This window comes from Planctomycetota bacterium (genome assembly GCA_018242585.1).
Lineage (GTDB): Bacteria > Planctomycetota > Planctomycetia > Pirellulales > PNKZ01 > JAFEBQ01.
In genome coordinates this window covers 15,573-37,395 of record JAFEBQ010000028.1, presented here as the reverse complement: position 1 = coordinate 37,395, position 21,823 = coordinate 15,573, and the positions used below count along the sequence as shown (strand labels likewise).

At 64.0% G+C, this 21,823-nt stretch carries 14 protein-coding genes and 1 pseudogene; 6 read left to right on the top strand and 9 right to left on the bottom strand.

What is annotated here, in order from left to right; genetic code table 11:
* Positions 1 to 70: 70 nt before the first annotated feature.
* Complete coding sequence (locus JSS27_14730; protein ID MBS0210200.1) at positions 71 to 2,506, bottom strand: protein kinase; 2,436 nt, start codon at positions 2,504 to 2,506, stop codon at positions 71 to 73.
* 451 nt (positions 2,507 to 2,957) lie between these two features.
* Positions 2,958 to 4,859 carry an alpha/beta fold hydrolase gene (locus JSS27_14725; protein ID MBS0210199.1) on the bottom strand — a complete coding sequence of 634 codons (1,902 nt, stop codon included), beginning with the start codon at positions 4,857 to 4,859 and terminating at the stop codon, positions 2,958 to 2,960.
* Between the two features lie 454 nt (positions 4,860 to 5,313).
* Here JSS27_14725 and JSS27_14720 point away from each other — a divergent pair, with 454 nt between their 5' ends.
* From JSS27_14720 to JSS27_14710, 3 genes are all read left to right on the top strand, one after another.
* Entirely contained in the window at positions 5,314 to 6,060 is a 747-nt protein-coding gene (locus tag JSS27_14720; GenBank protein ID MBS0210198.1) for a sulfite exporter TauE/SafE family protein, read from the top strand.
* A gap of 15 nt (positions 6,061 to 6,075) precedes the next feature.
* Complete coding sequence (locus JSS27_14715) at positions 6,076 to 6,645, top strand: hypothetical protein (GenBank protein ID MBS0210197.1); 570 nt, start codon at positions 6,076 to 6,078, stop codon at positions 6,643 to 6,645.
* A 207-nt stretch (positions 6,646 to 6,852) separates the two neighbouring features.
* Positions 6,853 to 7,017 (top strand): hypothetical protein, encoded by a 165-nt coding sequence (locus tag JSS27_14710; protein ID MBS0210196.1) that lies wholly within the window; start codon positions 6,853 to 6,855, stop codon positions 7,015 to 7,017.
* A 38-nt stretch (positions 7,018 to 7,055) separates the two neighbouring features.
* On the opposite strand, the gene JSS27_14705 is transcribed toward JSS27_14710, so the two are convergent.
* Positions 7,056 to 10,025 carry a PQQ-dependent sugar dehydrogenase gene (locus JSS27_14705; protein MBS0210195.1) on the bottom strand — a complete coding sequence of 990 codons (2,970 nt, stop codon included), beginning with the start codon at positions 10,023 to 10,025 and terminating at the stop codon, positions 7,056 to 7,058.
* 338 nt (positions 10,026 to 10,363) lie between these two features.
* Positions 10,364 to 11,776, bottom strand: coding sequence for a UDP-N-acetylglucosamine 1-carboxyvinyltransferase (gene murA / locus JSS27_14700; protein MBS0210194.1), 1,413 nt, complete (start codon positions 11,774 to 11,776; stop codon positions 10,364 to 10,366).
* Between the two features lie 409 nt (positions 11,777 to 12,185).
* On the opposite strand from murA, the gene JSS27_14695 reads away from it, so the two are divergent.
* Complete coding sequence (locus JSS27_14695) at positions 12,186 to 12,674, top strand: hypothetical protein (GenBank protein MBS0210193.1); 489 nt, start codon at positions 12,186 to 12,188, stop codon at positions 12,672 to 12,674.
* A gap of 338 nt (positions 12,675 to 13,012) precedes the next feature.
* Here JSS27_14695 and JSS27_14690 read toward each other — a convergent pair whose 3' ends face one another.
* Together JSS27_14690 and JSS27_14685 are read right to left on the bottom strand one after the other, a co-directional pair.
* Positions 13,013 to 13,882, bottom strand: coding sequence for an alpha/beta hydrolase (locus JSS27_14690; protein MBS0210192.1), 870 nt, complete (start codon positions 13,880 to 13,882; stop codon positions 13,013 to 13,015).
* A 30-nt stretch (positions 13,883 to 13,912) separates the two neighbouring features.
* Positions 13,913 to 14,866: pseudogene (locus tag JSS27_14685) on the bottom strand (alpha/beta hydrolase).
* A 319-nt stretch (positions 14,867 to 15,185) separates the two neighbouring features.
* Here JSS27_14685 and JSS27_14680 point away from each other — a divergent pair.
* Together JSS27_14680 and JSS27_14675 are read left to right on the top strand one after the other, a co-directional pair.
* On the top strand, positions 15,186 to 15,512 hold the full coding sequence (locus JSS27_14680; protein MBS0210191.1) for a type II toxin-antitoxin system HigB family toxin: 327 nt from the start codon (positions 15,186 to 15,188) through the stop codon (positions 15,510 to 15,512).
* A complete protein-coding gene (locus JSS27_14675; GenBank protein MBS0210190.1) occupies positions 15,509 to 15,961 on the top strand; it encodes a helix-turn-helix domain-containing protein in 453 nt (150 codons plus the stop codon). The genes JSS27_14680 and JSS27_14675 overlap by 4 nt, the downstream gene beginning before the upstream one ends.
* Positions 15,962 to 16,037: 76 nt before the next feature.
* Here JSS27_14675 and JSS27_14670 read toward each other — a convergent pair whose 3' ends face one another.
* The 3 genes from JSS27_14670 to JSS27_14660 form a co-directional block, all read right to left on the bottom strand.
* Positions 16,038 to 17,297 (bottom strand): sulfite oxidase, encoded by a 1,260-nt coding sequence (locus JSS27_14670; protein ID MBS0210189.1) that lies wholly within the window; start codon positions 17,295 to 17,297, stop codon positions 16,038 to 16,040.
* Positions 17,298 to 17,568: 271 nt separating this feature from the next.
* On the bottom strand, positions 17,569 to 20,265 hold the full coding sequence (locus tag JSS27_14665; protein ID MBS0210188.1) for a right-handed parallel beta-helix repeat-containing protein: 2,697 nt from the start codon (positions 20,263 to 20,265) through the stop codon (positions 17,569 to 17,571).
* 15 nt (positions 20,266 to 20,280) lie between these two features.
* Positions 20,281 to 21,522 (bottom strand): DUF1624 domain-containing protein, encoded by a 1,242-nt coding sequence (locus tag JSS27_14660; protein ID MBS0210187.1) that lies wholly within the window; start codon positions 21,520 to 21,522, stop codon positions 20,281 to 20,283.
* Between the last annotated feature and the right edge of the window lie 301 nt (positions 21,523 to 21,823).

The following is a 21,823-nucleotide window of genomic DNA, read 5'->3' as shown; positions in this document are numbered from 1 at the left end:
GAGGCTAGGGAAAAACAGGCTGATAACATTGTCTTTCCCTAGTCCCTAACCCCTCGCCCCTAGTCCCTCTCTATTTCACCGGCTTCCAGTCGATCTTGCACTGGGGGAGCGCCGTTTGCAGTTTGGCGACGCCGGCGGCGGTGATTGCCGACCGCGCCCCTCTCAAAAACCGAAGCGTGCGAATCTTGGCCAGGTGTTCCAGCCCGGCGTCGGTGATCAGCGTATTGTTCACCTGCAACCATTCCAGCTTGGGCAACTGTTGCAGGTGAACGAGCCAGGGGTCGCTGATGTCCGTGATTTCGAGATACAGCTTTTTCAGATCCTTGAGCTGCGCTAGTTCTTTGAATCCTGCTTCGGTCACCTTGCCGTTGGGGATGCGCAAATCGTCGATCTTGCTCCACGTGCCGATGCGTTTCAGCGCCGCGTCGGTCGTGGCCAGCCCATACAGCTCAATCGAACGCAAATCGGGGGGCGGCTTGAACGCGATGACCGCCGGTTCGTCGAAATCGGCCTTCAACGTGCCGAGCGAGAACTGACTGGCCGCGAACGAAGCGCCCGCACGGGGCGGGATCTGATTCTGGTACATGCCCAGGAACCGTAGACTCCGCTGATTTCTCAGGGTCAACAACACCGTCCCGGTCAGTTGGTTGTTGGTAATATCGAGGGACTCGAGTTGCGGCAACTTATCCCAGGATTTGACCATCGCGTCGGTCAGCTTGGCGCCATAGACGTTCAGAGATTTCAACTGCCGCAATTCGGGCAGCTTGGCCAAGGCTTCTTCGTCGGGTGTCTTGTTGCTGGGGAAGCCGGCGCGAACCACGACGAAGTCATGTTTCGGCAGCGTCGCATTGCCGCTCAGCGTTTGTGCCGCGCCGATCGTGCCCGGCTCGATCGTCACGCTGATCCCCTGCTCCAGCAAGAACTGGGCAATGGCTCGGTCGCGGGCCGGATTGGCGGCAGTCGGGACGGCGATCCCCTCGTCCGCCGGGGCGGGCGTCGCCGCGCTAGGCTCGGCTTTCTTCTCGGGCACGGCGGGCTTCACGGCGGGAGCTGGTTTCGCGGTGTGTGCCGCCACCTCGGTCTTGGGCGAAGACTTGCTCAATAGCGCCCACGCCCCCACCGACACGACCAGCATGGCCGCGATGACGCCGCCGCCGATCATCATCAGCTTCTTCGATTGCGCCGGTCCTGGTTCGGCCTCGCCCGTCATTTCGGTTGCGGCTACCACGGCGCTGCGGCCGCTGGCCTCGTCCAACATGGTGGCCACCGGCAACCGCTCGGTGCCAGACAGCGCCTTGCTGATGGGGCCGGTCTCGGTCCCTTTGCTCGGCGTGATCGCGGTCTTGGAAATGCCGCTCGCGGACGCCGCACGCATGATGCCGCTCGACGAGCGGCCGATGCCGCTGGTGGCCGAGCCGATGTTGCTGAGAAACTCATTCAACTGCGGGCTCGCGTCATCGAAGATCGAGTCCGACCCGCCGCCGCTGCTCCCTTTCTGCCAGGCTTCCAGGTCGACGAGCAGCTCGCCGGCGTTCTGGTAACGATCCTCGGGACGTTTGGCCAGCATCCGCTGGTAAATCCGATCGACCTCGGCCGGCACCTCGGCGCGCTTGGTTCGCAGCGAGGGAATCGGCGCCTGCATGTGGGCGATGATCTTGGCGATGGTTGACTCGGCGTCGTACACGTTCTCGCCGATCATGATTCGATAGAGCGAACAGCCCAAGCTGTAAACGTCGCTGCGGGCGTCGGCCCCGCGGGTGTTCTTGGCCTGCTCCGGCGCCATGTACTCGACTGTCCCCATCACCATGCCTGACTGGGTCAGCTCTTGTTGCTGGCCGCCGTCCTCGAAGCGGGCCAGCCCCATGTCGAGAATCTTGACCACTCCCTTCTTGTCGAGCAGCAAGTTGGCCGGCTTGATGTCGCGGTGAACCATCCCTTCGGCATGGGCATAGGCCAGCCCGCGCGCCGCCTGCAGGATGTAGTTCACCACGTCGCTCACCGGCAGCGCGCCGCGCTCGCGCACCAGGGTCGACAGATCGCGCCCCTCGACGTATTCCATCGCCAGAAAGTGAACGCCATTGCACTCGTCGGCGTCGTAGGCCTGGACGATGTTGGCGTGGGACAGCCGCGCGGCCGATTCGACTTCGCGCTGAAACCGCTTGATCGCCTCGGCGTTTTTGACCAGCGAGGCGGGCAACACCTTGATGGCGGTCAATCGCTTGAGCCGCTTGTGCTGCGCCTTGTAGACCTGGCCCATGCCACCGGCGCCGATTTTCTCGAGCAGCACGTACTGGTTCATCACCAGCGCCGCGGCGCGGCCGGCCAAGGTCTGCTTGGCTTGAAACTCGGTCAGCTTGCCGCGCTCGACCAGCAGCTTGGCCAATTGCTCGCCGTCCTTGGGGCGAGCGTCAGTTGGCAGCGATTGCCAAAGCGCCTGCACCTCGTCGATCGTCAGGAGTCCCGACGCGACCAGTGCCTTGCCGAATTGATCCGCGGCCATGCCCATGGAACTGCCCTGAATGCCCTCACGAACATGATAATTGAACGCACCAGTCAAAGACACTATTTCCTGGGCTGCGAGGGCATTTCCAGCCAAAAGCGGCGTCAGCGGCCAGGAACGTGGCGTGCCGCCGTCTGATACCCTTGGGGCGAATGGGTAAACTCGGCGGCATCTTGTTCTGACGCCGCTAGAAACGTGTTACGGAATGACCTTGTCAGCGAGTCGCGATGATTCGAGGCATGATGAATCAAAGACGTTGGGTGGCGGGGTCAGAGCACGGCGATGGCATGGCTGTAGATCCCCGGGAAGCAAGGCGCGCAAAGCTACACGCCGTGATCCCCCGCGCGGACCACAATGTTCTGGGGAAACGAGAAAGGGAAACGATGAACGATAAACGCGAAACGATCAAGGAAAGGCGGAAATGCGTTGCTGTCGGATGTCTTCCGCTTATCGTTTATCATTCATCGTTTCGCATCTCCCCTCGGTCCAGCGCTCGGGCGTAATCGCGGGCGTTTTGCTGCAGAATCCGCTCTAGCTCGATCACCGTGGCCGCCGCGTGGTGCAGTTCTTCGTGCTTCTCGTCGACCAGCTTCTCGGACGCCACGCCCGGGTGGGTGGCGCTGGCGACCGTCACCACGCCGTCGCCCGGTCCTTCGCACGACACTGGCTTGGCCACGCCGATGATCGAGTGCAACTGCACGCACGGGGCGATGGGCATCTGCTCCATCGCCGCCAGCAGCGGGTTCGACGGCTCGAGCAGATCGACGCTGGTCGGAATCTTCATCCGCAGCGCGGTCTTGAACGCGCCCGGGTTGTCGTCCATCAGCCGCCGCTGCCGCTCCTTGGCTTCGCTGCTTTCGCGAGCCACCAGCGACGTCAACCGACCAATCCCGCGCCGCGCCATGGTCGAGCCGCGATGCGGCGTGCCGATGAACACCACGTGCCGGACAAACGGCTGCGGCTCGAAGCAGAACACCTGCTGCAAGTGGTTCCGATCGGCGTCGCTGGCCACCAGTTGGTCCATCGGCCGATTGGCCACCAACTCCCACAGCCGGTTGCCGCTATCGGTGACTTGCAGCTTCGAGACCAAGCCCCCCATGCTGTGCCCGACCAGCACCATGAAGTTGCCGGCCAGATCCCCCTCAGCCTCGGGCGCGCTGTGCAAGGCGGCGTTCAGCTCGCGCCGCAGCGCCGCCGCGCTGACCAGAAACGGCGCCCCGGTTGGATAGCGGAATACCCAGACCTGGTAACGCTCGCGGAACCAGGCCTGGGCCCGCAACTGGTTCCCCAGGTCGATCCACGTGCTGGGGTCCGACAACAAACCGTGTACGAACACCACCGGAATCTTGCCCGCCTGGTACGGTTCGAGCATCACCAACTGGGGCTCGGCGTCGTTGGCGTCGGGACGCAGGAACGCCTGGACCGGATTGTTCCGGCTCTGGCTCATCTGCCAGGCCAGTGGCGCTGTCTGGTCGCCGGCCAGGGGCCAACGCCCGCTCGTCAATTCAACCTGCGCGCAGTTCAACGGGTTGTAGAGTCGCAGCTCGAAGCACGTCTCGGCCGACAACAGCTCGGGCGTGACGATCTCGGGTTCGTTGGTGGCCGAGGCCGCGCGCCCGCGACTCGAACGCTGGGCAATCGGCCGCGGCTCGCGCGGACACAACACGGCCGTGGCCGCGAACGGTTGCACTTCGCGATAGAACTCATCACGCTGGCAACGCAAACGCTTGACGACCAGCGGCACGCCCAGGCCCGTGGTGCGCGTCGTCGGCGAACGCTTGCCGATCTTGTACTCGCCAACCAGTTCAAAGCCGTTGAAGTCCTCGCTGCTCCAGGCGAAGCCCAAGCGCTCGATCGGCACGATCACCTGCCGGCCGTGGTCGAGCACTTGCAGCCCCCGATCCGGATCGATCTTGTGAAACCGATCGGCCGTGACGATCAGCTTGGCCACACAGGCGTGATATGGCTGGGATACTTCCGCCAGCTCGGTTCGCGAAGGCTTCCGCCCGAGCGCGGCCACCTCGCGCCAGGCCTGGCACGCGGCGGCGTAATAGGCGTCGACGCACAGCGCGTCGCCGGCCGCTTCCAGGTTGCTGGCCTCGCGGGCCAGGACCAGCGACTTGGGGCAGCCGAGTGGCTTGGAAAAACCGTGCGTGTGACCCGCCGGCGCGACGACTACTTCGGTGGCCGTGTGGTGGATTGTGTGGTCGTAGCGGCACTCGCCGTCGCGCCACTCGGCAGGCTTTGACCAGCATTTACAGCCGGCAAAGGTGGCAAGGTTTACCACCAACAACGCGCAAAAGACGAACGAGCGGTTTGGTGATGTGAAGATGCGCCGACTTGTGCAACCGTGCGACATAGCGCGAACGACTCCGTCCTTCCTGCGCTTTGGGGCGAACAAGTCTAGCACATGAAATCGGGGGAAGTTGCTAGTTGCTGGTTCCTAGTTGCTAGTGGGGGGACGCTCTGCCACCAGTTGCCTGCCGTGCAGTAGCTGAAGTCGTAAGACTTCAGACGGTGCGGCATCGAGGCATCCGAAGTCTTACGACTTCGGCTACTGCAGTAATGCAGTCCGTTGTACTCGGCTGCGGCGTCGCCCCTACGTCATTCCCGCGCAGGCGGGAATCTAGACATTACGCGTCACCACGAGCTTCCCGCCTGCGCGGGAATGACGCATTGACAAGTGCCTTGCTCCCCCACAACTGACCACTGACCACGGACAACTGACATTCGCCCCAACGGAACCCGTATCGCACGTGTACTCAGCTTGCTACTCTTGAACGCTTTCCCTCACGAATGACCCGCGAATCCCCATGCCCGACTTAACTCCCCTGCAATGGCTGCTGGCCGTCGTGGCCGCGATGGGCATCGGCTTCTCGAAGAGCGGCTTTGCCGGTGTCGGCCTGTTCCATGTGATCGTCTTTGCCATGTTGCTTGGCGCGCGCGAGTCGACCGGCGCGCTGTTGCCCATGCTGGTCATCGGCGACATCAGCGCTGTCTTCTTCTTTCGCCAGCACGCGAGGTGGGATTACATTCGCCGGCTGCTGCTGCCTGCGGCGATCGGCATTCTGGTCGGCTGGTGGCTGATGGGGCGGCTGGACGATCGGATGTTCAAGCCTTTGATTGGTGGCATCGTACTCAGCCTGGCCGTGTTGCAACTGGCCCGGATGTGGCGCGGCGACTGGTTCGAGCACATCCCGCACGCCCGTTGGTTCGCCTGGACGATCGGTCTGCTGGCCGGCTTGTCGACCATGTTGGCGAACGCGGCCGGGCCGATCGTGGCGATCTACTTGCTGGCGGTCAGCTTGCCCAAGTACGAGTTCGTCGGCACGACCGCCTGGTTCTTTTTGATCGTCAACCTGAGCAAGCTGCCGATCAGCGCCAGCTTGGGACTGATTCATCCCGACACGCTGGCGATGGACGCGGCTTTGGCGCCGGCGATCGTGCTGGGCATGGTCATCGGCCGCTGGCTGGTCCACCGTATTAACCAGCGCTGGTTCGATACCCTGTTGCTAGTTTTTGCTTTGGTGGCGGGGTTGCGGCTGATGGGTATCATCTAGCGTGGAGGTGTCGCCATGCTTCTACTTCGATCTTGCGTTCTACTCGGACTGTTGGGCGTAATGGGCTGCGCGCCGGAGCGAAAGCATCTAGGGCCCGCGACGACCGAGTTCTACGAGAAGCCCGACGCGCAGAAGGATGCTGGTAAGAAGCCGGGACACGCCGAGCACACGATCGCTCACGCCGGGCTGATCGAAATCCTGCGCGTCGGCAGCCTGCGGATCGCGGCGAACGACGACGCCAAGCTCGACCAGCCGACCATCGGCGGCTATCCGATTGTGTCGATCATCACGCTCGACGAGAAAACCAGTCGCGACCTGCGTGTGATTCTGCTCGACGACAAGAATTACAACTCGCATCCGCCGGCGGCTTGCATATTCAGCCCCGGAATCGCCTTTCGACTGGTGGGCCAGGACGAGGCGATTGAACTGCTGGTGTGCTTCGATTGTGGCGACCTGGCGCGTGTCGAGGACGGCCAGCTCAAGGCGACGATCCCTTTCAGAACCGAGAAGTTCGTCGCCATGGCCAAGGAGATTTACCGCCACGATCCGGCGATTCAGGCTCTCAAACACACGCCGCCGAATTGATCGCGGCCTGGTTGACGTTCGGTCAACTTGCAGGGCACGCACCCCGTGCGTACCGAGAGAATGTGCGTATCGATCGCCGGTTGTTGATGTACTGTCGCATTAGCTAGGCATTGCACGTGGGTTGATATTGCGATCTATGGAACTGGCGAATCGCCAACAATATCAAGACGACTTGGCGAGATTGCAGCATTCGCTATTGCCAACAGCTTGTCGCCTGCCACTGCGATTCTAGTAGCTGCATTCCTCAGCCGCCTTGGCGTTTACCGCAGTTGGGCGTTCGTCGCTGCGCTCGCCGTGGGTATTGCGATCATTCCTTTGATGACGCTCATCACGTTGCTGCTCGTCTGCGTGCTCACGGGCGATTATCTTTAGAGACGCAAGGTACGCACAGGGTGCGTACCCTACGGTTGTCACTTGCCGCTGGCGGACCTTAAATACTCAAACAAATCCGCCGCTTCCTGGGCGGTCAGGTCGCTGAGGATTCTGTCGGGCATGAGCGACTTGTCGCTCCGCTGCAACTCCTCGATCTCGCTGCGCGGGACGCGGACCAGTTGCCGCTCGAGAGTCTTCAACGTCACGGCCGCGTCGGTCTGCTCGACCAGCAACCCCACGAGCGCCCGGCCGTCGGTCGTCACCAACGTGAAAGCCGCGAACGGCTCGTCGATCTTCAGCGACGGCTGCAAGACGTGCAGCAGCAGATCGGCCGGCTTGGGATATTTCTGGCGAATGTCGGCCAGCGTCGGACCGAGCGACAGGTTGCGGTTGTCCGGGTCGTGGCAATTCCGGCATCGCGCCCCGTCGCTGAAGAAGATCAGCTTCCCGCGCTCGCGATCGCCGCGCAGGTTCAAGATCACTTGCGGATCGACCGTTGTGCCGAGCGTTTGCTTCCGCTGGGCCTCGGGAATGAACGTCTCGAACAGGCCGCGGATGTCGCTGGGCGCGGCCGCTCCCGCCGTCACGGCCACTTCACGGTTGCGCAGCTTGACCGCGCCGGCGTGCAGTTGCGTCGACAGAGCCAGCGCCGAACCGGTCGTGCGGACCAGCCCACGGATCGCGGCATCGCTGTCCTTTCCCTCGGCGCGGACCAACTCGGCCACGCGTAGATTCTCGGCCAGTTCCGCCGCCAGGTCGAAGCTGGCCGCGCCGCCCGCCGGAGCAGCACTCGCGACCGGCGCACTTGCTTGCGGCACCACCGGCGGCAGCGAGCGAATCCACTCGGCCACCAGCGCCACGCCATCGCTGTCGACCACGCGCGAACCGATGTACGGCATCCGCGCATAGCCCAGCTTGGACATCCGATAGAGCAGCACGCTCCGGTACGGGTCGCCGGCGACGATCAGCCGGGCGTCGTGCAGGCCGAACGTGCCGATGCCGGTCCCCTTGTTGGTGTTCAGCTTGTCGAACGGCAGATCGCGGCGGAGGAAGAACGAGACGATGGCGTTGCCGCCGGGATGATGGCACATCGCGCAGTTGCCGTGCAGGTACGAGCGAGCCCGATCGTCGAGCGGTTGCGTCGCGTCGTGCGGATCAACCAAGCGCGACGGATCGTCGGCCGCCAACACCGGCGCGGAGGACAACACGCCTTGCGCGACCAAACGCTGCAACTGCCGAGTATCTGGCGACGCTTCACTCGGTGCAGGGCGATTGAGCTGTTGGGCTGTGAAGCCCAGGACGAACTTTGGTCCGGCGTTGTGGCACAGCTTGCACTCGTTCACCGCGTTGAAGTGCCAGGTCCGCTCAGGGAGCGCGACGGTGTAGCTCAACCCGGTCACAGGAGCGAACTGCCGGCTGGCCCCGATCGAATCGACCAACGTGGCGTCCGTGCCGGTGTCATTCCATTGGTAGGTATAAGGTCGCCAGACGCCCCGGTAGTAATGGAGCAGTTGCACTTCGAGCGGATACTCCAAGGCCGCACTGAGGGGCAGGTACAGCTCCTTGACCAGCACCGTTCCCTCGGGAAACGTCGAACTCACCTCGGGCGTCGCGGCCAGTTCGATCGTGGCCGAGCCGGGGACCGCGACCCACCGCCTGGCCCGAGCGCCGTCGACCCAGCGGGGGACGGTTACCCGGTACGGCGCGACGCCCGGCGCTGGCTCGTGCCGCGGCACCGAGGCGAACAGGCCCGTCTCGCTTAGCCGGCGCGGGAAGCTGCTTGACAAATCCGGTTCATCGTTCGGCAGCAACTCGTAAATCTGTCCGGTGAAATCGTGATCCAGCACGTACAACTCGCCGCGGCTCCCCTCGGCAAAGGCGACGATCCGCAGATCGGTGTCGCAGAGCGTGATGTGCGAGTAGGACTGGTCCTTGTCGGGTCGCACGGCCCAGATGGTCCCGGTGATGTAATCGCCATAGACGAACGCCCCGTCGAGCCCCGGCACGCGCGAGCCGCGATAAACCGGCCCGCCGATGACCGAGTTGGCCTCGGTGTGCGGGTGATCCTTGACCGGTGGCAGAATGGGCGTCGGGCCGAGTTTCACTTCGCTGCGTAGCGCGACGCGACCTTCCATCACGGGCCAGCCGCAGTTGCCGCCGCGGACGATGCGATGGACCATCTCCCACGACTCCCAACCGTTGTCGGCGGCGAAGACCTCGCCCGAGCGACGATCGATGCCGAACTTCCAAGGGTTGCGCAGGCCATAGGCCCAGACTTCGGGGCGCGCCCCGGCCAGTTCGCCGAACGGATTGTCAGCCGGGATCGAGTAAGGTTGCCCGCCGGCTGGATGATCGACGTCGATCCTCAGGATCGAGCCCAACAGATCGGTCACGTCCTGTCCAGTGGTCAGCCCGTCGGGCGGGTTCGGCCCCGAGCCGTCGCCAGTCGAAATGTACAGCAGCCCATCGGGGCCGAACTCCAAACAGCCTCCCGAGTGCCCCGCGGCGGGCCAATCGAGCAGCACTTGTTCGCTGGCGCGAGTGACGCGCGGCGGGTCCGAGCGCTCGACGGTGAACCGCGAGACCCGGGCGCGGCCGCCGTCGGGATGGACATAGGCAATATACAACTGGCGATTGTCGGCGAAGCGCGGATGAAACGCGGCGTCGAGAACCGCGAGCCAGCCTTGCCGCAATTCGGCCCGCAGGTCGATCAGCAAATCGGCGGCGGCCACGTCGGCGCGCTTGGGAAAAGTGAAGACCTTGCCGCCGATCTCGGTCACCAGCAGCCGATCGCCCCCGGGAAACTCTTCGACGCACGTCGGGCGTTGAAAGCGCAGGTTCGCGAACGCCGGCGCCACGCGATAAGGCTCGGGCGTCGTCGGCGTGCCGTGAAGCTTTGAAGTGGTCCAGGGGGCCCGCTTGCCGGCGGGGGCTTCGGCGGCAAACGCGCTTGAGATGAAAGTCGAGACCAGGACCAAGGCGGCGAGGAGAGGACGTATGAAGCGCATAGTGAATACGAGCGGGCGAGATGAAACACGGAACACAACGGGCGACATTATAGCTGGCGCGCATGTCAGGATGCGATAACGCGCCGCGGCATTCCCACCCTCGCCCCTTGTGGGAGAGGGTAGTTCGCATGGCGAACAGGGTGAGGGGTGCGCGTCAGGCGAGTGCGACGCTGATGCAGAACCCTTCTCCCACCGGGAGAAGGTGGCGGCGGTAGCCGACGGATGAGGGTCCACGTGTCCCGAGGTCACGCACTCCAATCGGTCGACGCTGACCCTCATCCGGCCTTCGGCCACCTTCTCCCGGAGGGAGAAGGGTTGGTGCGCGCCGTGGGATGAGGTTATGACTGCGAAGAAACGGACATGGCCGCTGATGGTTGCGCGGCAATCGCTGGCTCGGTCACCGTGAATTGCGCGCCGATGGCTTGGAGCTTTTGCGCCACGTCGGCGTAGCCGCGTTCCAGGTGAGCGATGCCGGCCACTTCGGAAGTGCCGTGGGCCACCAGCGCGGCCAGCACGTACGCGAAGCCTGCGCGGAGGTCGGGAATTTCGATCCGCGTGCCGCGTAGCGGCGTCGCTCCGCGGATGCGGCAACTGTGCAAGTGCCCCCGCGCGCGGAACCGGCAGGGCAGGCTTCCCAGACAGGCGCTCGTGACTTCGATATCGGCCCCCATGCGGCCCAGGGCGTCGACGTAGCCAAAGCGATCTTCGTAGACCGTTTCATGCACGGTCGATACGCCGGCGCATTGCGTCAGCATGACCACCAGCGGCTGCTGCCAATCGGTAGCAAAGCCGGGATAGACGTCGGTCTCGATGGCCGCCGCGGTCAGCTCGCGCCGCGCGCGATAGAACGTCAGGCCGCCAGCTTCGACGTCGCACGCGCCGCCGATGGCGCGGAGTGCATCCAAGAACGGTCGCATCGGTTCCGGGCGCGCGCCGACGACGCTGATTCGCCCATCGGTCGCCACGGCGGCGGCGGCGAACGACGCGACTTCGATTCGGTCGCCGATCGGCACGTGCCGCGCGCCGTGCAGGCGAGCGACGCCGTCGATGATGATCCGCCGCCCTTCGCGGACCTCGATCTTGGCCCCCATGGTGACCAGGAAGTGAATCGTGTCGAGCACCTCGGGTTCGAGGGCGGCGTTCTCGAGCGTGGTCCGGCCGACGGCCAGCACGGCGGTCAGCAAGGCGTTCTCGGTCGCGCCGACGCTGGGGTAGGGCAAGCGAACCGTCGCGCCGCGCAGGCGCGCGCACGTCGCCCGCAGTCCTTCGTCGGTCTGTTCGATTTGCGCGCCCATCGCCCGCAGAATGGCCAGGTGAAAATCCACCGGCCGCGGGCCGATGCGACAGCCGCCGACCAGCGGCACGCTGACACACCGCGCGCGATGCAACAGGGGGCCGAGCAGCAAGATTGGAATGCGGTTGAAGCCCGAGTAACGCTGCCCAACGGCGGTCGAGCGAATCTCGGGCGTGTGGACCCAGAGGGTCGAGCGATCGAGCCAGACGTGCGTGGTGCCGACGTCGGCCAGCATGGCCAAAATGGCGTCGATCTCGGTGATCCGCGGCACGCCGACGAACACACACGGCTCGGTCGTGAGCAACGACGCGACCAGTTGTTTGCCGATAGCGTTTTTGGCGGCGGCAACCGTCACCTGGCCGACCAGTGGCAGCCCACCCTCGATTTTGTATTGCCGCTCCGTCACGGGCGCCGTGTCCATCGTCTTCCTCCCTGAGTCCGCGTCCTGAGCCGTCATTCTAGCAAATCAATGCGCCATTGGTCAGGACGATTCTGCCGGGCGCGCGAAAGTAAATCGGTGATTCGTAGCGCGAGCGCCGAACGAACGCGGCACAGGAAGCGCGAGAATTTTACTACGCTGCCGAGCGGGTTTGGGTTCGTGGCGCGCTGGCGAGAGAGACGGTGCAGGCTGCTATTACAGGGGTGGCACGTCCGCAGCGCTGGGCGCGGGGAACCGGTGGCAATTTGTCGTGGTGTGGTATTCGAGGGGCGATCGTGAGTGGCCGAAGTCGTGAGACTCCAGATTTGCCGCCGCTTATGCTCTGAAGTCCTGCGACTTCAGCTACAATGCGCGGCATCGGCGCGCTTGCAAGATCGACGCTACCACGAATGGGCGATGCGAGTTTGGCGATTAAGCGGAGGGGGCCATGAACACGCCAGCCAGAGGGACGCCCAGTTTCGTCAAGACGGCCGCGCTGTTCCTGGCCGGGGGCGCGGTGACGGCACCGTTTTCGGCGTCGCTCTATATGTTGTCCACCGGCGTCAGTTTGGCCTGGGTGCTGACGGTGGGAATGGTCGTGCCGACGTTCACCTGGGCCGTGCAGCTTTCGGCTGCGGCGTTATTGCTGCCAGCCGCGGCCCGCGACCGCTATCACAACGCGCTCGGCTGGGTCTGCTGGTGGGGCTCGGTGGCGCTGTTGCCGGGGGCGGTTTACAACTTTATGGCGACCGAGCCGGCGCTGTGGCTTTCGGCGGCGAATGTGTTGGCCAGCGTGGCGGTGATGGCGGTCGATTTGTTCCGCCGGGCGCGGAGCGACGGCATCTCGGCGGCGTGGCCCGTGAGCTTTTGCGCGACGATCGCGCTGAACATGGCGATCTTCGTCGCGTCAAGCTGGTCCTGGTGGCCGGCGAAGTGAGCGAGCGTATTTCGCCGCGCTGCTTCGCACTGGTGGGCAAGCCGCCAGTGGCACCCGATTCGATCGGGCATTCGACCACGACAGGCACGGGGCCAAAGACGCAAGCGACCACGACGGCACGACGGACACGACGTAATACCAGAATGTCTGACGTCGTGCTCGTCGTGTCGTCGTGGTCGAATCTGGTCTTTCGTAAACAGATGGGTAGCCCAGACAACTCGCTTGTCTGGGCGGCGCAGCCGCAAGAGGGTTCAGGACCGTTGTTCCATTGCCCTCTGGTCGCTGCGCGACACCGACAACAAGTTGTCGGTGCTACCCTTGGCGAAAATGTCGCTTGCTTAGTTCGACGTCACCGAGCGGGCGGTCGGGGCTTTCAGCACTTCGATCAGGTAGGCGTCGATCGACTTGTGCTTGGCGTCTTTCGCGTCGGGGTAGTACAACTCGCACGGCACGCCCGCCTCGCGGCAGTGTTCCTGCAGCTTGACGCCGAAGTTGGCCGAGTGGGTCGGATCCTTCTCGGGCTGACCCAGGTTCGGCGGCAAGCCGTACGTCATGTAAACCGGCGGGTCGTCCTTGGTCACCAGCGCGTACGGCGAGTACTCGGCGATCCAAGGGAGAATCGTGTCGCGCTTGGCCAGGAACTCGCCAAACGCCGACAGCTTCTGGGCCGGGTCTCCCTTGAACGCAAACGCGTGGCCGCCGTAGCTGCTGTTGGGCGTCCAGTCTTTCATCTGTTGCGGGTCGAGCGAAGTCTGCGCGCCGTTGACGGCCGCGCACCACAGGCGCGTCGATTCGCGGGCGATCGGGTCGCTATTGCCGCTGTCGGCCAGATCGTCATGAAACGCCAGCCACAACGACGAGCACGCGCCGGCCGAGCCGCCCGTGGCGCCGATCCGCTCCTTGTCGATGTTCCATTCGGCCGCTTTGCTGCGCACGGTTTGCAGCGCCCGGGCCGCGTCGTGCAGCGGCGCTTTGACCGGCGGCGAGACGTCCTGGGCCTGCGAGATGTAACGATAGTTCACGGCCGCGACTGAAATCCCCGCGTCCAGATAAGCCTTCGGGCTGAAGCCGTTCTTGTCACCCCCCATCCAGCCACCACCGTGGATGTAGAACACCAGCGGGGTGGGACGATCGCTCTTGGCCTGATAAAAGTCGAGCACGTTCCGCTCGAACGGGCCATAGCGCAAGTCGGCGACCGTCGGCTTCATCGAGCGGCGCGGCGGGCCTTTCAAGCTGGCGATCAGGTACTCTTCGATCGACTTGTGCTTGACGTGCGGCGCGTCGGGATAGACCAACTCGCAATCGACGCCTAGACTCTGGCACTTCTCTTGCAGCTTGACGCCGTAGTTAGCCGTGTGGGTCGGATCCTTTTGTTCCTGCCCCAAGGCCGGCGGCGAGGTGTAGATCAAATAGACCGGCGGGTCGTCGGCCGTGACCAGTCCGATCGGCGAGTACTCCTTGATCCAGGGCAAGACTTCTTCGCGATGCTCGAGGAACTCGGCGAAGTTCTTGTCACGCGACTTGAGGTCGTTCGGGTCCATGAAGCCAAAGGCGTGCCCGCCGTAGCGACTATTGAGGGTCCATTCCTTGAGTTCCTTGGGATCAAGCGAGGTCTGTGCGCCGTTCACAGCCGCGGTCCACAGCCGGGTCGATTCGCGGGCGATTGGGTCTTCGCTGTTCTTCTTGGCCATGTCGTTGTGAAATGCCAGCCACAGCGACGAACAGGCCCCGGCCGAGCCGCCGCTGGCGCCGATGCGCTGCTTGTCGATGTTCCACTCGGCGGCCTTGCTGCGGACGAACTGCAGCGCGCGGGCCGCGTCTTCGAGCGGCGCCTTGACCGGCGGCTTCACGCCGGCCAGTTGCGCCTGCCATGAGTAGCGATAGTTGATCGAGACGACCGAAATGCCGGCGTCGAGGTACGGCTTGGGATTCAGTCCCTTCTTGTCGCCGGCCACCCAGCCGCCGCCGTGAATGAAGAACAACAGCGGCGTGGGCCGAGCCGCCTTGGCCTGGTAGAAGTCGAGCACTTGCCGTTCGTGGTCGCCGTAGCGCACATCGGCCTGGGTCGGCGCGAGGGCCGGCGCTTTGGGCTTGGCCGCGGCGGTCGGCGCGGCGGGATTCGGTGCCTCGGCTTTCGGCGCGTCGGGTTTCTGTGTGTCAGCGGCGCACAGCGACAGCAGCGGCAAGAACATCAAGGCGGCAACGACGAGCGTGCGTTTCATGGCAAGCGTCCTCAGGCAAGTTCGTGACAGGCGGGGGGTTCAACGGCAGGATCGACCCTAAGAGTGTAGGCAGACGAACGGGGGCGGCACAACTGTGGCCCAGGATAGTGTTGGTTTTGCCCTGCCAAATACCCTGTTTCTCTTTCGCGACGGGCCAAGTCTCTGGAAAGCAGAGATTAAGCGCCATACCGATGGAATGTTCGTCAAAGGGGGTGTATACAAAACGCAAACTTCTCTTGACTTGTTTGCATTTTGTAAATATGCTTGAGGTAAGTCAGGAAGCGCGCCGATGCACATTATTGCCCAACCCGCCATTAAGACGGCCCAGCAACGCCATCCTGCGGCGAGGAGTTGGTTGGACAACTGGTGGCTGGTTGCGGGCAAGGCTGCCTGGGTGCGACTGGCGGACGTGCGGCTGGTCTATCCCACGGCTGACGAAGTTGGTCAGTGCCTGGTGTTTGATGTCCGGGGCAATGACTTTCGGCTCATCTGTCGCGTGACCTATGCCAATCGGTGGACTGAGGGAACGCTGCTAATCAAGCATTTCTTGACGCACGCCGAATACGACAAAAACAAGTGGTGTCAGGACTGCATTCCCACGAAGAGGAAGCGATGAGCACGGTCACGGAATATCGCACCCTGTTGACCCGGTACACTCCGCGGCCGATTCGTTCCGCTCGCGACTATCGCCGCATGGTGGCGTTGCTCGAAGAGTTGATGACGCCCCATCCGGACGAGGCGCGCAGTTTGTTGATCGAAATGCTGGCCACGTTGATCGAAAAGTACGAGGCGCGCGAGCAGGCGGCGCCGGCCAGCGATCCGGCGGCCATGCTCGCCCATTTGCTCGCGGCCCGGCAGGTCAGGCCGGCTCAGGTGGCGAGCGCAACGGGCATTCCACCCGCCACCATCAGCAACGTCCTGGCCGGTCGTCGCGGCATCAGCAAGCAAAACGCCGTCAAGCTCGGCGGATATTTTCGCGTTTCGCCCCTCGTGTTCTTGACCCTGACCGGTTCGGGCGATCGGCCGGTCAAGAAGCCGGCAAAACAATCGTCGGCCCAAAACTGATCTGGCCCAAGGCGGGTTACCTCTCAGGCCGCACACCTGGCGACGGAAAACATTGTCATGCAGTTTCAGGAATCCCTCACGTCGCTATGAACGTCACCTGATGCACGCCGTGCCAGCCGTAGCCGGCTGGGTTCCAGTCGATCGCACCGTCCAGCGGTTGCGTCCGACCCAAGGCGTCGATAGCGCGGCACATGATCGCGTGCCGCCCCGGCGCGAAGCTTAGCTCCGCTTGCCACGGGTACCAGGCGTATGGGCTCGCCGGCACCGTCAACTCGGCACGCTGCCACGACTGGCCGCCGTCGTGCGACAGTTCGACCGCGACGATTCGCGCGGTTCCGTCGTTCCAGGCCACGCCGCGCACGGCGAGCTTGCCGCTGGCCACCTGCTGGCCCTCGAGCGGGGCGAAGATCGTGCTCTTGATTCGCATGCCCCAGTTCGGCTCGCTGTTGTCGAGCCCGTAATCGAACGCCGCGCCAGGCTTGACCGGCCGCAGCGGTGTCCGGTAACGCTTCACCTGGTGGTGGTTCGCCGTCTCCTGCGATTCAAGCCGCAACCGCGACAGCCACTTCACGTGCATCGTGCCATAGTAGCCCGGCGTGACCAGCCTGAGCGGGCCGCCATGCACCGCCGGCAACGGCTCGCCGTTCAGGTGCGTGGCCAACAGCGCGCGATCGAGCGCGTCGGCCAGCGGGATGCTGTGTTCAAAGTCGGCGTCGGCCGCGCTGGCCGGGCGGTCCTGACCTTCGGCGGTCAGAAACCTGGCCGCCGCGTGCGGCCGCGCGTCGAGCGCTTCGAGCACCGAGCGCAACATCGCGCCGCGGAACCGCACGTTGGCCACGGCGCCTTGGCTCCATTGACTCCCCTTGGCGGGGGCGGCGCGACTGAAACTGGCGCGGCCATTGCCGGAACATTGCAGCACCATTTCGGTTTCGACCTGTGGCAACTCGGCTAGCCGGGCTAGGGTGATCGCGCGCGGAAACTCGACCAGGCCCGCGACTTCGACGGTCCAATCCTTGACGTCGGCGGGCGCGAGCGTGAGCGCCCAGGCCGGCTGCTGGTTGTTGCGGACGAACAACGCCTGGGCCGGCGTGATGTTCCGCTCGCGCAGCAGTTCGAGCGGCGTCTCGATCTCAAGCACCTTGGTATTGTGAACGATCAGCCGGCGGTCCTTGCCGGCCAACAGCGCGTCGGCCGTGGGCAAGGCCGGCTTGTCGGCGGCCGCCGCGCGATGACCAGCCGCGAGTGCCGCCATCCCGACCGATGCGCCAACGAGCACGGTGCGCCGGTCCAGTTGCGGTCGGGCGTCTTGATCAGACGGACGGTGATGCAATGGCATGACGATTCTCCTGCGGGCGCGGCGGGGGGCGATGCGCCGTCATTTTAGGACAGGCGTGCGCAGTTGTCATGGCAAATCGGAGCGTCAGAACTCCTCGATTGGCCAGTTCGCTTCGCGCCGCGCGTTAGCGTCCGGGTGGCACGCCCGTCCTTCGGGCGTGGGGAAGTAGGTACTATCCTTGCAATTATCGTGGCAATTCCCCACGCCCTGCGCTGCGCTTGGGACGTGCCACCCACGCGACACGCTCGCGAGAGCTGCTCTAGCCAGATAATCAACGCTCGTTGACCAGTCGCACATCGTCGACGTAATACGACCGGGCTTCCTTGCTATGGCTCGAGAAGCCGCACCAGTCGAGCGCCTTCCACTCGGCGATCTGGCATTTGAGCTGTCGGAATTGCCGCGGCTCGGCATTGGGGAGCGTCACCGCCAGGTTCCAATGACCGTCGGCGCGCTCGCCCAGCGGCGCGCGAATCTCCAGGTGAACCCAAGCGTCGCTTGGCAACTCGAGCAAGGTTTGATTCGCCACCATCAATCGCCCCGCGCTGATCAAGATCGCCGGCCCGGTGCGATAGGCGCTCCCCGCGTCGCGCCACTCGTGACGCAACGTCACCCCCGAGTCCAGCCGCAAATCGAACGCCAGCTTCGCTTCGCCGCTGGTGTACTTCGGCTTGTAAAAGAAGTGTGGGTTGAACTCTTTGGCCAGCCCCACGGCATCGGTCACCTGCAGCGAGCGCTGGCCGTGGCTGGCTTGCTGGTCGGTGACGGCGATCTTGTCCCCCTTGTTCTCGACGTTCACCTGCGCGCGGCGTGGCGGTTGACCGACGGCGGTGGTTTCAAAGCCGTCGTCGATCGAGAACGGCGGCGTCGGCGGCGGCGGGGTCATGGCCGCGTAAGTCACGCTGCTGGCCAGGGCGCGCCACGCTTCGTCGCCATAAACACCCGCCTGGCTGGCGTCGAACGGCACAAAGCCGATCTCGCTGGCCGGCGAATCGGGCTGCAAGCGGAAATCGTCCCGCTCGGGGGCCACGAACCGCGGGTCGCGCACGATGCTGCCGGCGTCCTTGCCGCGCTTCTGCCAGGCCGCGAACGTTTCGCCCTGGAAATCGAGCGGCCGACCGCTGGCGTCGAAGTACAAATTGTGGTCGACGCGCACCTGGTCATCGCGCCAACTGCCATCGAGCAGCGTCCCTTGGTTGAAGTAGACGATGTTCCGCTCGAACGTGAAGGACAGATGATCCTCCACGCGCGAGCGTCGCAACTGATGCTCGGTGTTCAGGGCAAAGATGTTATTACGAATGACATTCTCGCGGCCGAAGTGCTGGTGATAGCCGCCGCTCTTGGTCCGATAGACCAGGTTGTTCTGCATGACGATGCCGGTGCTTCCTTCATCGTTGTACAGTCCCCACCCGCCGTACGACCACGACAGCACGTCGTGAATCACGTTGTTGTTGAGCGTGGTGCCGGGCGAGGGGCCGAGTGTGTAGATGCCCCCCATGTCGCTCAACATCCCCCAGCCCAGGTGATGAATGTGGTTGAAGTCGATCGTGTTCCGCGCGGCCAGACTTTCGGCGTAGCCCCATCGCCAGCCGACCGACACGCCCGTGTAGTAGAAATCGGCGATCTCGTTGTGCGTGACGCGGTTGTCGCCGCTGTGGCCGATCCACACCCCGACCGCGTGCGGGAAGACCCGGCCACCGTGGCGGATGATGTTGTTGTCGACCGTCACGTTGCTGGTCCGCTCGGACTCCTTGGCCGCGATTCCCATCTCGCCGATCCGAATGCCACCGGCCCCCAGATCGTGGATGTGGGAATGCACCACCTTCACGTCGCGGCAGCCGCGCCGGAACCAGAGGCCATAGCCGCCCGTATGGCTGACTTCGCAGTTGTCGAACGTGATATGCCGCGCGCCGTCGGCCATGACGGCGGCTTCGATTTGGGCGGCCGCTTGGCTTGGGTCGACGCCTTTTTTGGGAGTGATCCAGGCCGAATGTTGCAGCGCCAGGCCCTGGAAATTGAGGTGCTCGACGAATTGTTCGGATGCTGGATTGCCCTGAAAGATCAACAGCTTTTCGGCCACCGACGCGATGGCTCGGACCGTGGCCAACTTCTCGCCCGGCCGTGGCCAGTAGTAAAGCTGGCCGGCGCGGTCGAGGAACCACTCGCCTGGTTCGTCGAGAGCCGCGCGATAGTTCTCGAGCGTGTAACCGGTATCGGTCATCAGGCGGTTATGCGCGGCCATCGGCGCGCCGTGAATCATCAACTCCCCGCGCGTCGTTTCGGCGCTGTCGAGAAAGCGTCGCGTGATGTTCCACTTGTGGTACGCGGTCAGTTGCACGTCGCCGAGTTCCTGGGGCGACAAGCCGGCGAGCGTTGTCAACTCGGCCGGCGCGACGAACACGGTTTGTTGCGCTTGCGGGGGGCGAGTATTTGGCAACGGCTCTTCGGCCACGTCGAGCATGTAATTGAAGAACTGGTTCGGCGTCCGGGCTCGCGTGGCCCGCAGGCCGTTGATGTACAACTGCTCGAACCGCCAATTACCGGCGGCCACTTCGGGAATCTTTGCGACCCACAAGCCCTCGTACTGCCAAAAGCCGGGAATCACTCGGCCGCCGCTCAACACCGGCTTGGCCCCGGGCGCCGCCGCATAGGTGATCGGCGCGTCGGCCGTGCCACTGTCCCGCGGATCAAAGATGACCGGCTCGGTGAGGTAATAGTAGCCGGTGGCGAACCGCACGTTGATCGGCCCGGCTGTTCGCTCCTTCGCCGGCAAGCGACGAATCGCGTCGCGCGCGCCGGCCAGCGAAGCCAACGGCCCGTTGGTGCGCTCGGCATTCGGCTCGGCCACTCGCCCCGACCAGCGATCATCACCGCGCGGATCGACGTACAAGTCGAGCGCCCGCGCCGACGATGCGGCACATGCCACGACCAACAGCGCCACGGCGAGCAGCCATCGCCCGATTGTTTTCATCAAAGCACCTCAAACCTACACGCGAATGAAAATCTTGCGCACGTACAGAAACCGCGCCAACAGCACGACCAGCGCCAGCCCCACCAAGGCGACCATCACATCGCCGGAGCCCGTGGCGACGCGCGTGTTCAGGTACTGGCTGACGCTGCCGCCGACCAGCCGCGCCGCGATCGACGGAAAGCCCAACAGTTGCGAGCCGATGTAAAGCGTGATCGCGTTGCAACCAATCCAGACGAACGGCCGGCACCAGGTACGCCACTGCCGCACGTCGATCAAATAGTAAAACGCGGCCAGCAGCCAAATACTGTAACCCGCCGCCAGCAACACGAACGACGACGACCAGATTCTCTTGATCACCGGGAACTGCCAACTCCACCCCCAGCCGAGCAGCGCACAGACAGCCCCCGCCGCGATCAGCCCCAGAACTTTCCGACCCGGCGAAGTGTGTGGACACCTCAGCCACATGGCCGCCACCATGCCCAACAGCGGCAACGCAATCGACGGCAGCGTGCTGAGCAACCCTTCGTTGATGTAATAGGTCTGCGCCTTGCGCCCCGGCAGGTATAAGAAGTCGAGATAGTTGGTCAGGTTGCGTCCTTCTTCGTACAAGCCGCTGGTACGCGCGCTGACCGCCTGGGCAATTTCGTGCGGTCGCTCGGAGCCGATCTCTTTGGCGATTTTCTGGACGTGCTCTTTGTCGAGCTGCAAATCGGGAAACGGCACATAGGTCACGAGCGCCCAATAGCCAATCAGCAGCGCCGCGGCGATGCCGAGCAAGGCCCCCGGGCGGCGGACCAGGCAATAGACGAGCGCTGCCGCCAGGTAACAGGCCGCGATCCGTTGCAACACGCCGCCGAGCGCGATGTCGGGCCAGGGCTTGGCCAGCCCTCCCGAGTAAAACACGCCGAGCGCAAACAGCAGCAAGCTGCGGCGCACGATCCGCGCGGCGACCTGGCCGCGCGAGCCAGAGGCCAGGGCCTTGTCGAGCGAATAGACCGTCGAGATGCCGACGATGAACAAAAACAACGGGAAGATCAGGTCGTAGCAGCGAAACCCTTCCCAGGTGACGTGCTGCAACTGCTCGGCCAGGAACTGCGTCGCGCGGCTCGGCGACAGCTTTTCGAGCGCCCGGGCCACCGACGCCCCGCCGATGATCCACAACATGTCAAAGCCGCGCAAGGCGTCAACGCTTTCGAGCCGCGGCGTTGCTTGCCCGCTGGGGGTGCTTTCCTCGTTGGGCGCGACTTGTTCAGCCATGATTGAAACCTTTGCGTGCGATGCGAGCCGGCAGGTTCTAGCCAGCGAGGCAGTGCGGCCATCCGGCCCTGGTCAGGATAACGGTTCTCAAGGGGCATCGCATGCGGGAACTTGCCGAGGCTGGAAATCTCGCCGACAATAGCGTTGGCCGCCGGTCGAATCGTACGGCGAGCCGAGAGCGTGCTTCAATTCGTTGTCGTGCGCCTGTCTTGGCCGTCATTCCCGCGCAGGCGGGAATCTAGAGGGGAACCGCAACCACTAGATTCCCGCCTGCGCGGGAATGACGGAATCAGGGCTGGCA

Bases quoted from the DNA above. Each gene is read 5' to 3' on its own strand.
- JSS27_14730 (MBS0210200.1), bottom strand. From the start codon at position 2,506: ATGGGCATGGCCGCGGATCAATTCGGCAAGGCACTGGTCGCGTCGGGA.
- JSS27_14725 (MBS0210199.1), bottom strand. From the start codon at position 4,859: ATGTCGCACGGTTGCACAAGTCGGCGCATCTTCACATCACCAAACCGC.
- JSS27_14720 (MBS0210198.1), top strand. From the start codon at position 5,314: ATGCCCGACTTAACTCCCCTGCAATGGCTGCTGGCCGTCGTGGCCGCG.
- JSS27_14715 (MBS0210197.1), top strand. From the start codon at position 6,076: ATGCTTCTACTTCGATCTTGCGTTCTACTCGGACTGTTGGGCGTAATG.
- JSS27_14705 (MBS0210195.1), bottom strand. From the start codon at position 10,025: ATGCGCTTCATACGTCCTCTCCTCGCCGCCTTGGTCCTGGTCTCGACT.
- murA (MBS0210194.1), bottom strand. From the start codon at position 11,776: ATGACGGCTCAGGACGCGGACTCAGGGAGGAAGACGATGGACACGGCG.
- JSS27_14695 (MBS0210193.1), top strand. From the start codon at position 12,186: ATGAACACGCCAGCCAGAGGGACGCCCAGTTTCGTCAAGACGGCCGCG.
- JSS27_14690 (MBS0210192.1), bottom strand. From the start codon at position 13,882: ATGAAGCCGACGGTCGCCGACTTGCGCTATGGCCCGTTCGAGCGGAAC.
- JSS27_14680 (MBS0210191.1), top strand. From the start codon at position 15,186: ATGCACATTATTGCCCAACCCGCCATTAAGACGGCCCAGCAACGCCAT.
- JSS27_14675 (MBS0210190.1), top strand. From the start codon at position 15,509: ATGAGCACGGTCACGGAATATCGCACCCTGTTGACCCGGTACACTCCG.
- JSS27_14670 (MBS0210189.1), bottom strand. From the start codon at position 17,297: ATGCCATTGCATCACCGTCCGTCTGATCAAGACGCCCGACCGCAACTG.
- JSS27_14665 (MBS0210188.1), bottom strand. From the start codon at position 20,265: ATGAAAACAATCGGGCGATGGCTGCTCGCCGTGGCGCTGTTGGTCGTG.
- JSS27_14660 (MBS0210187.1), bottom strand. From the start codon at position 21,522: ATGGCTGAACAAGTCGCGCCCAACGAGGAAAGCACCCCCAGCGGGCAA.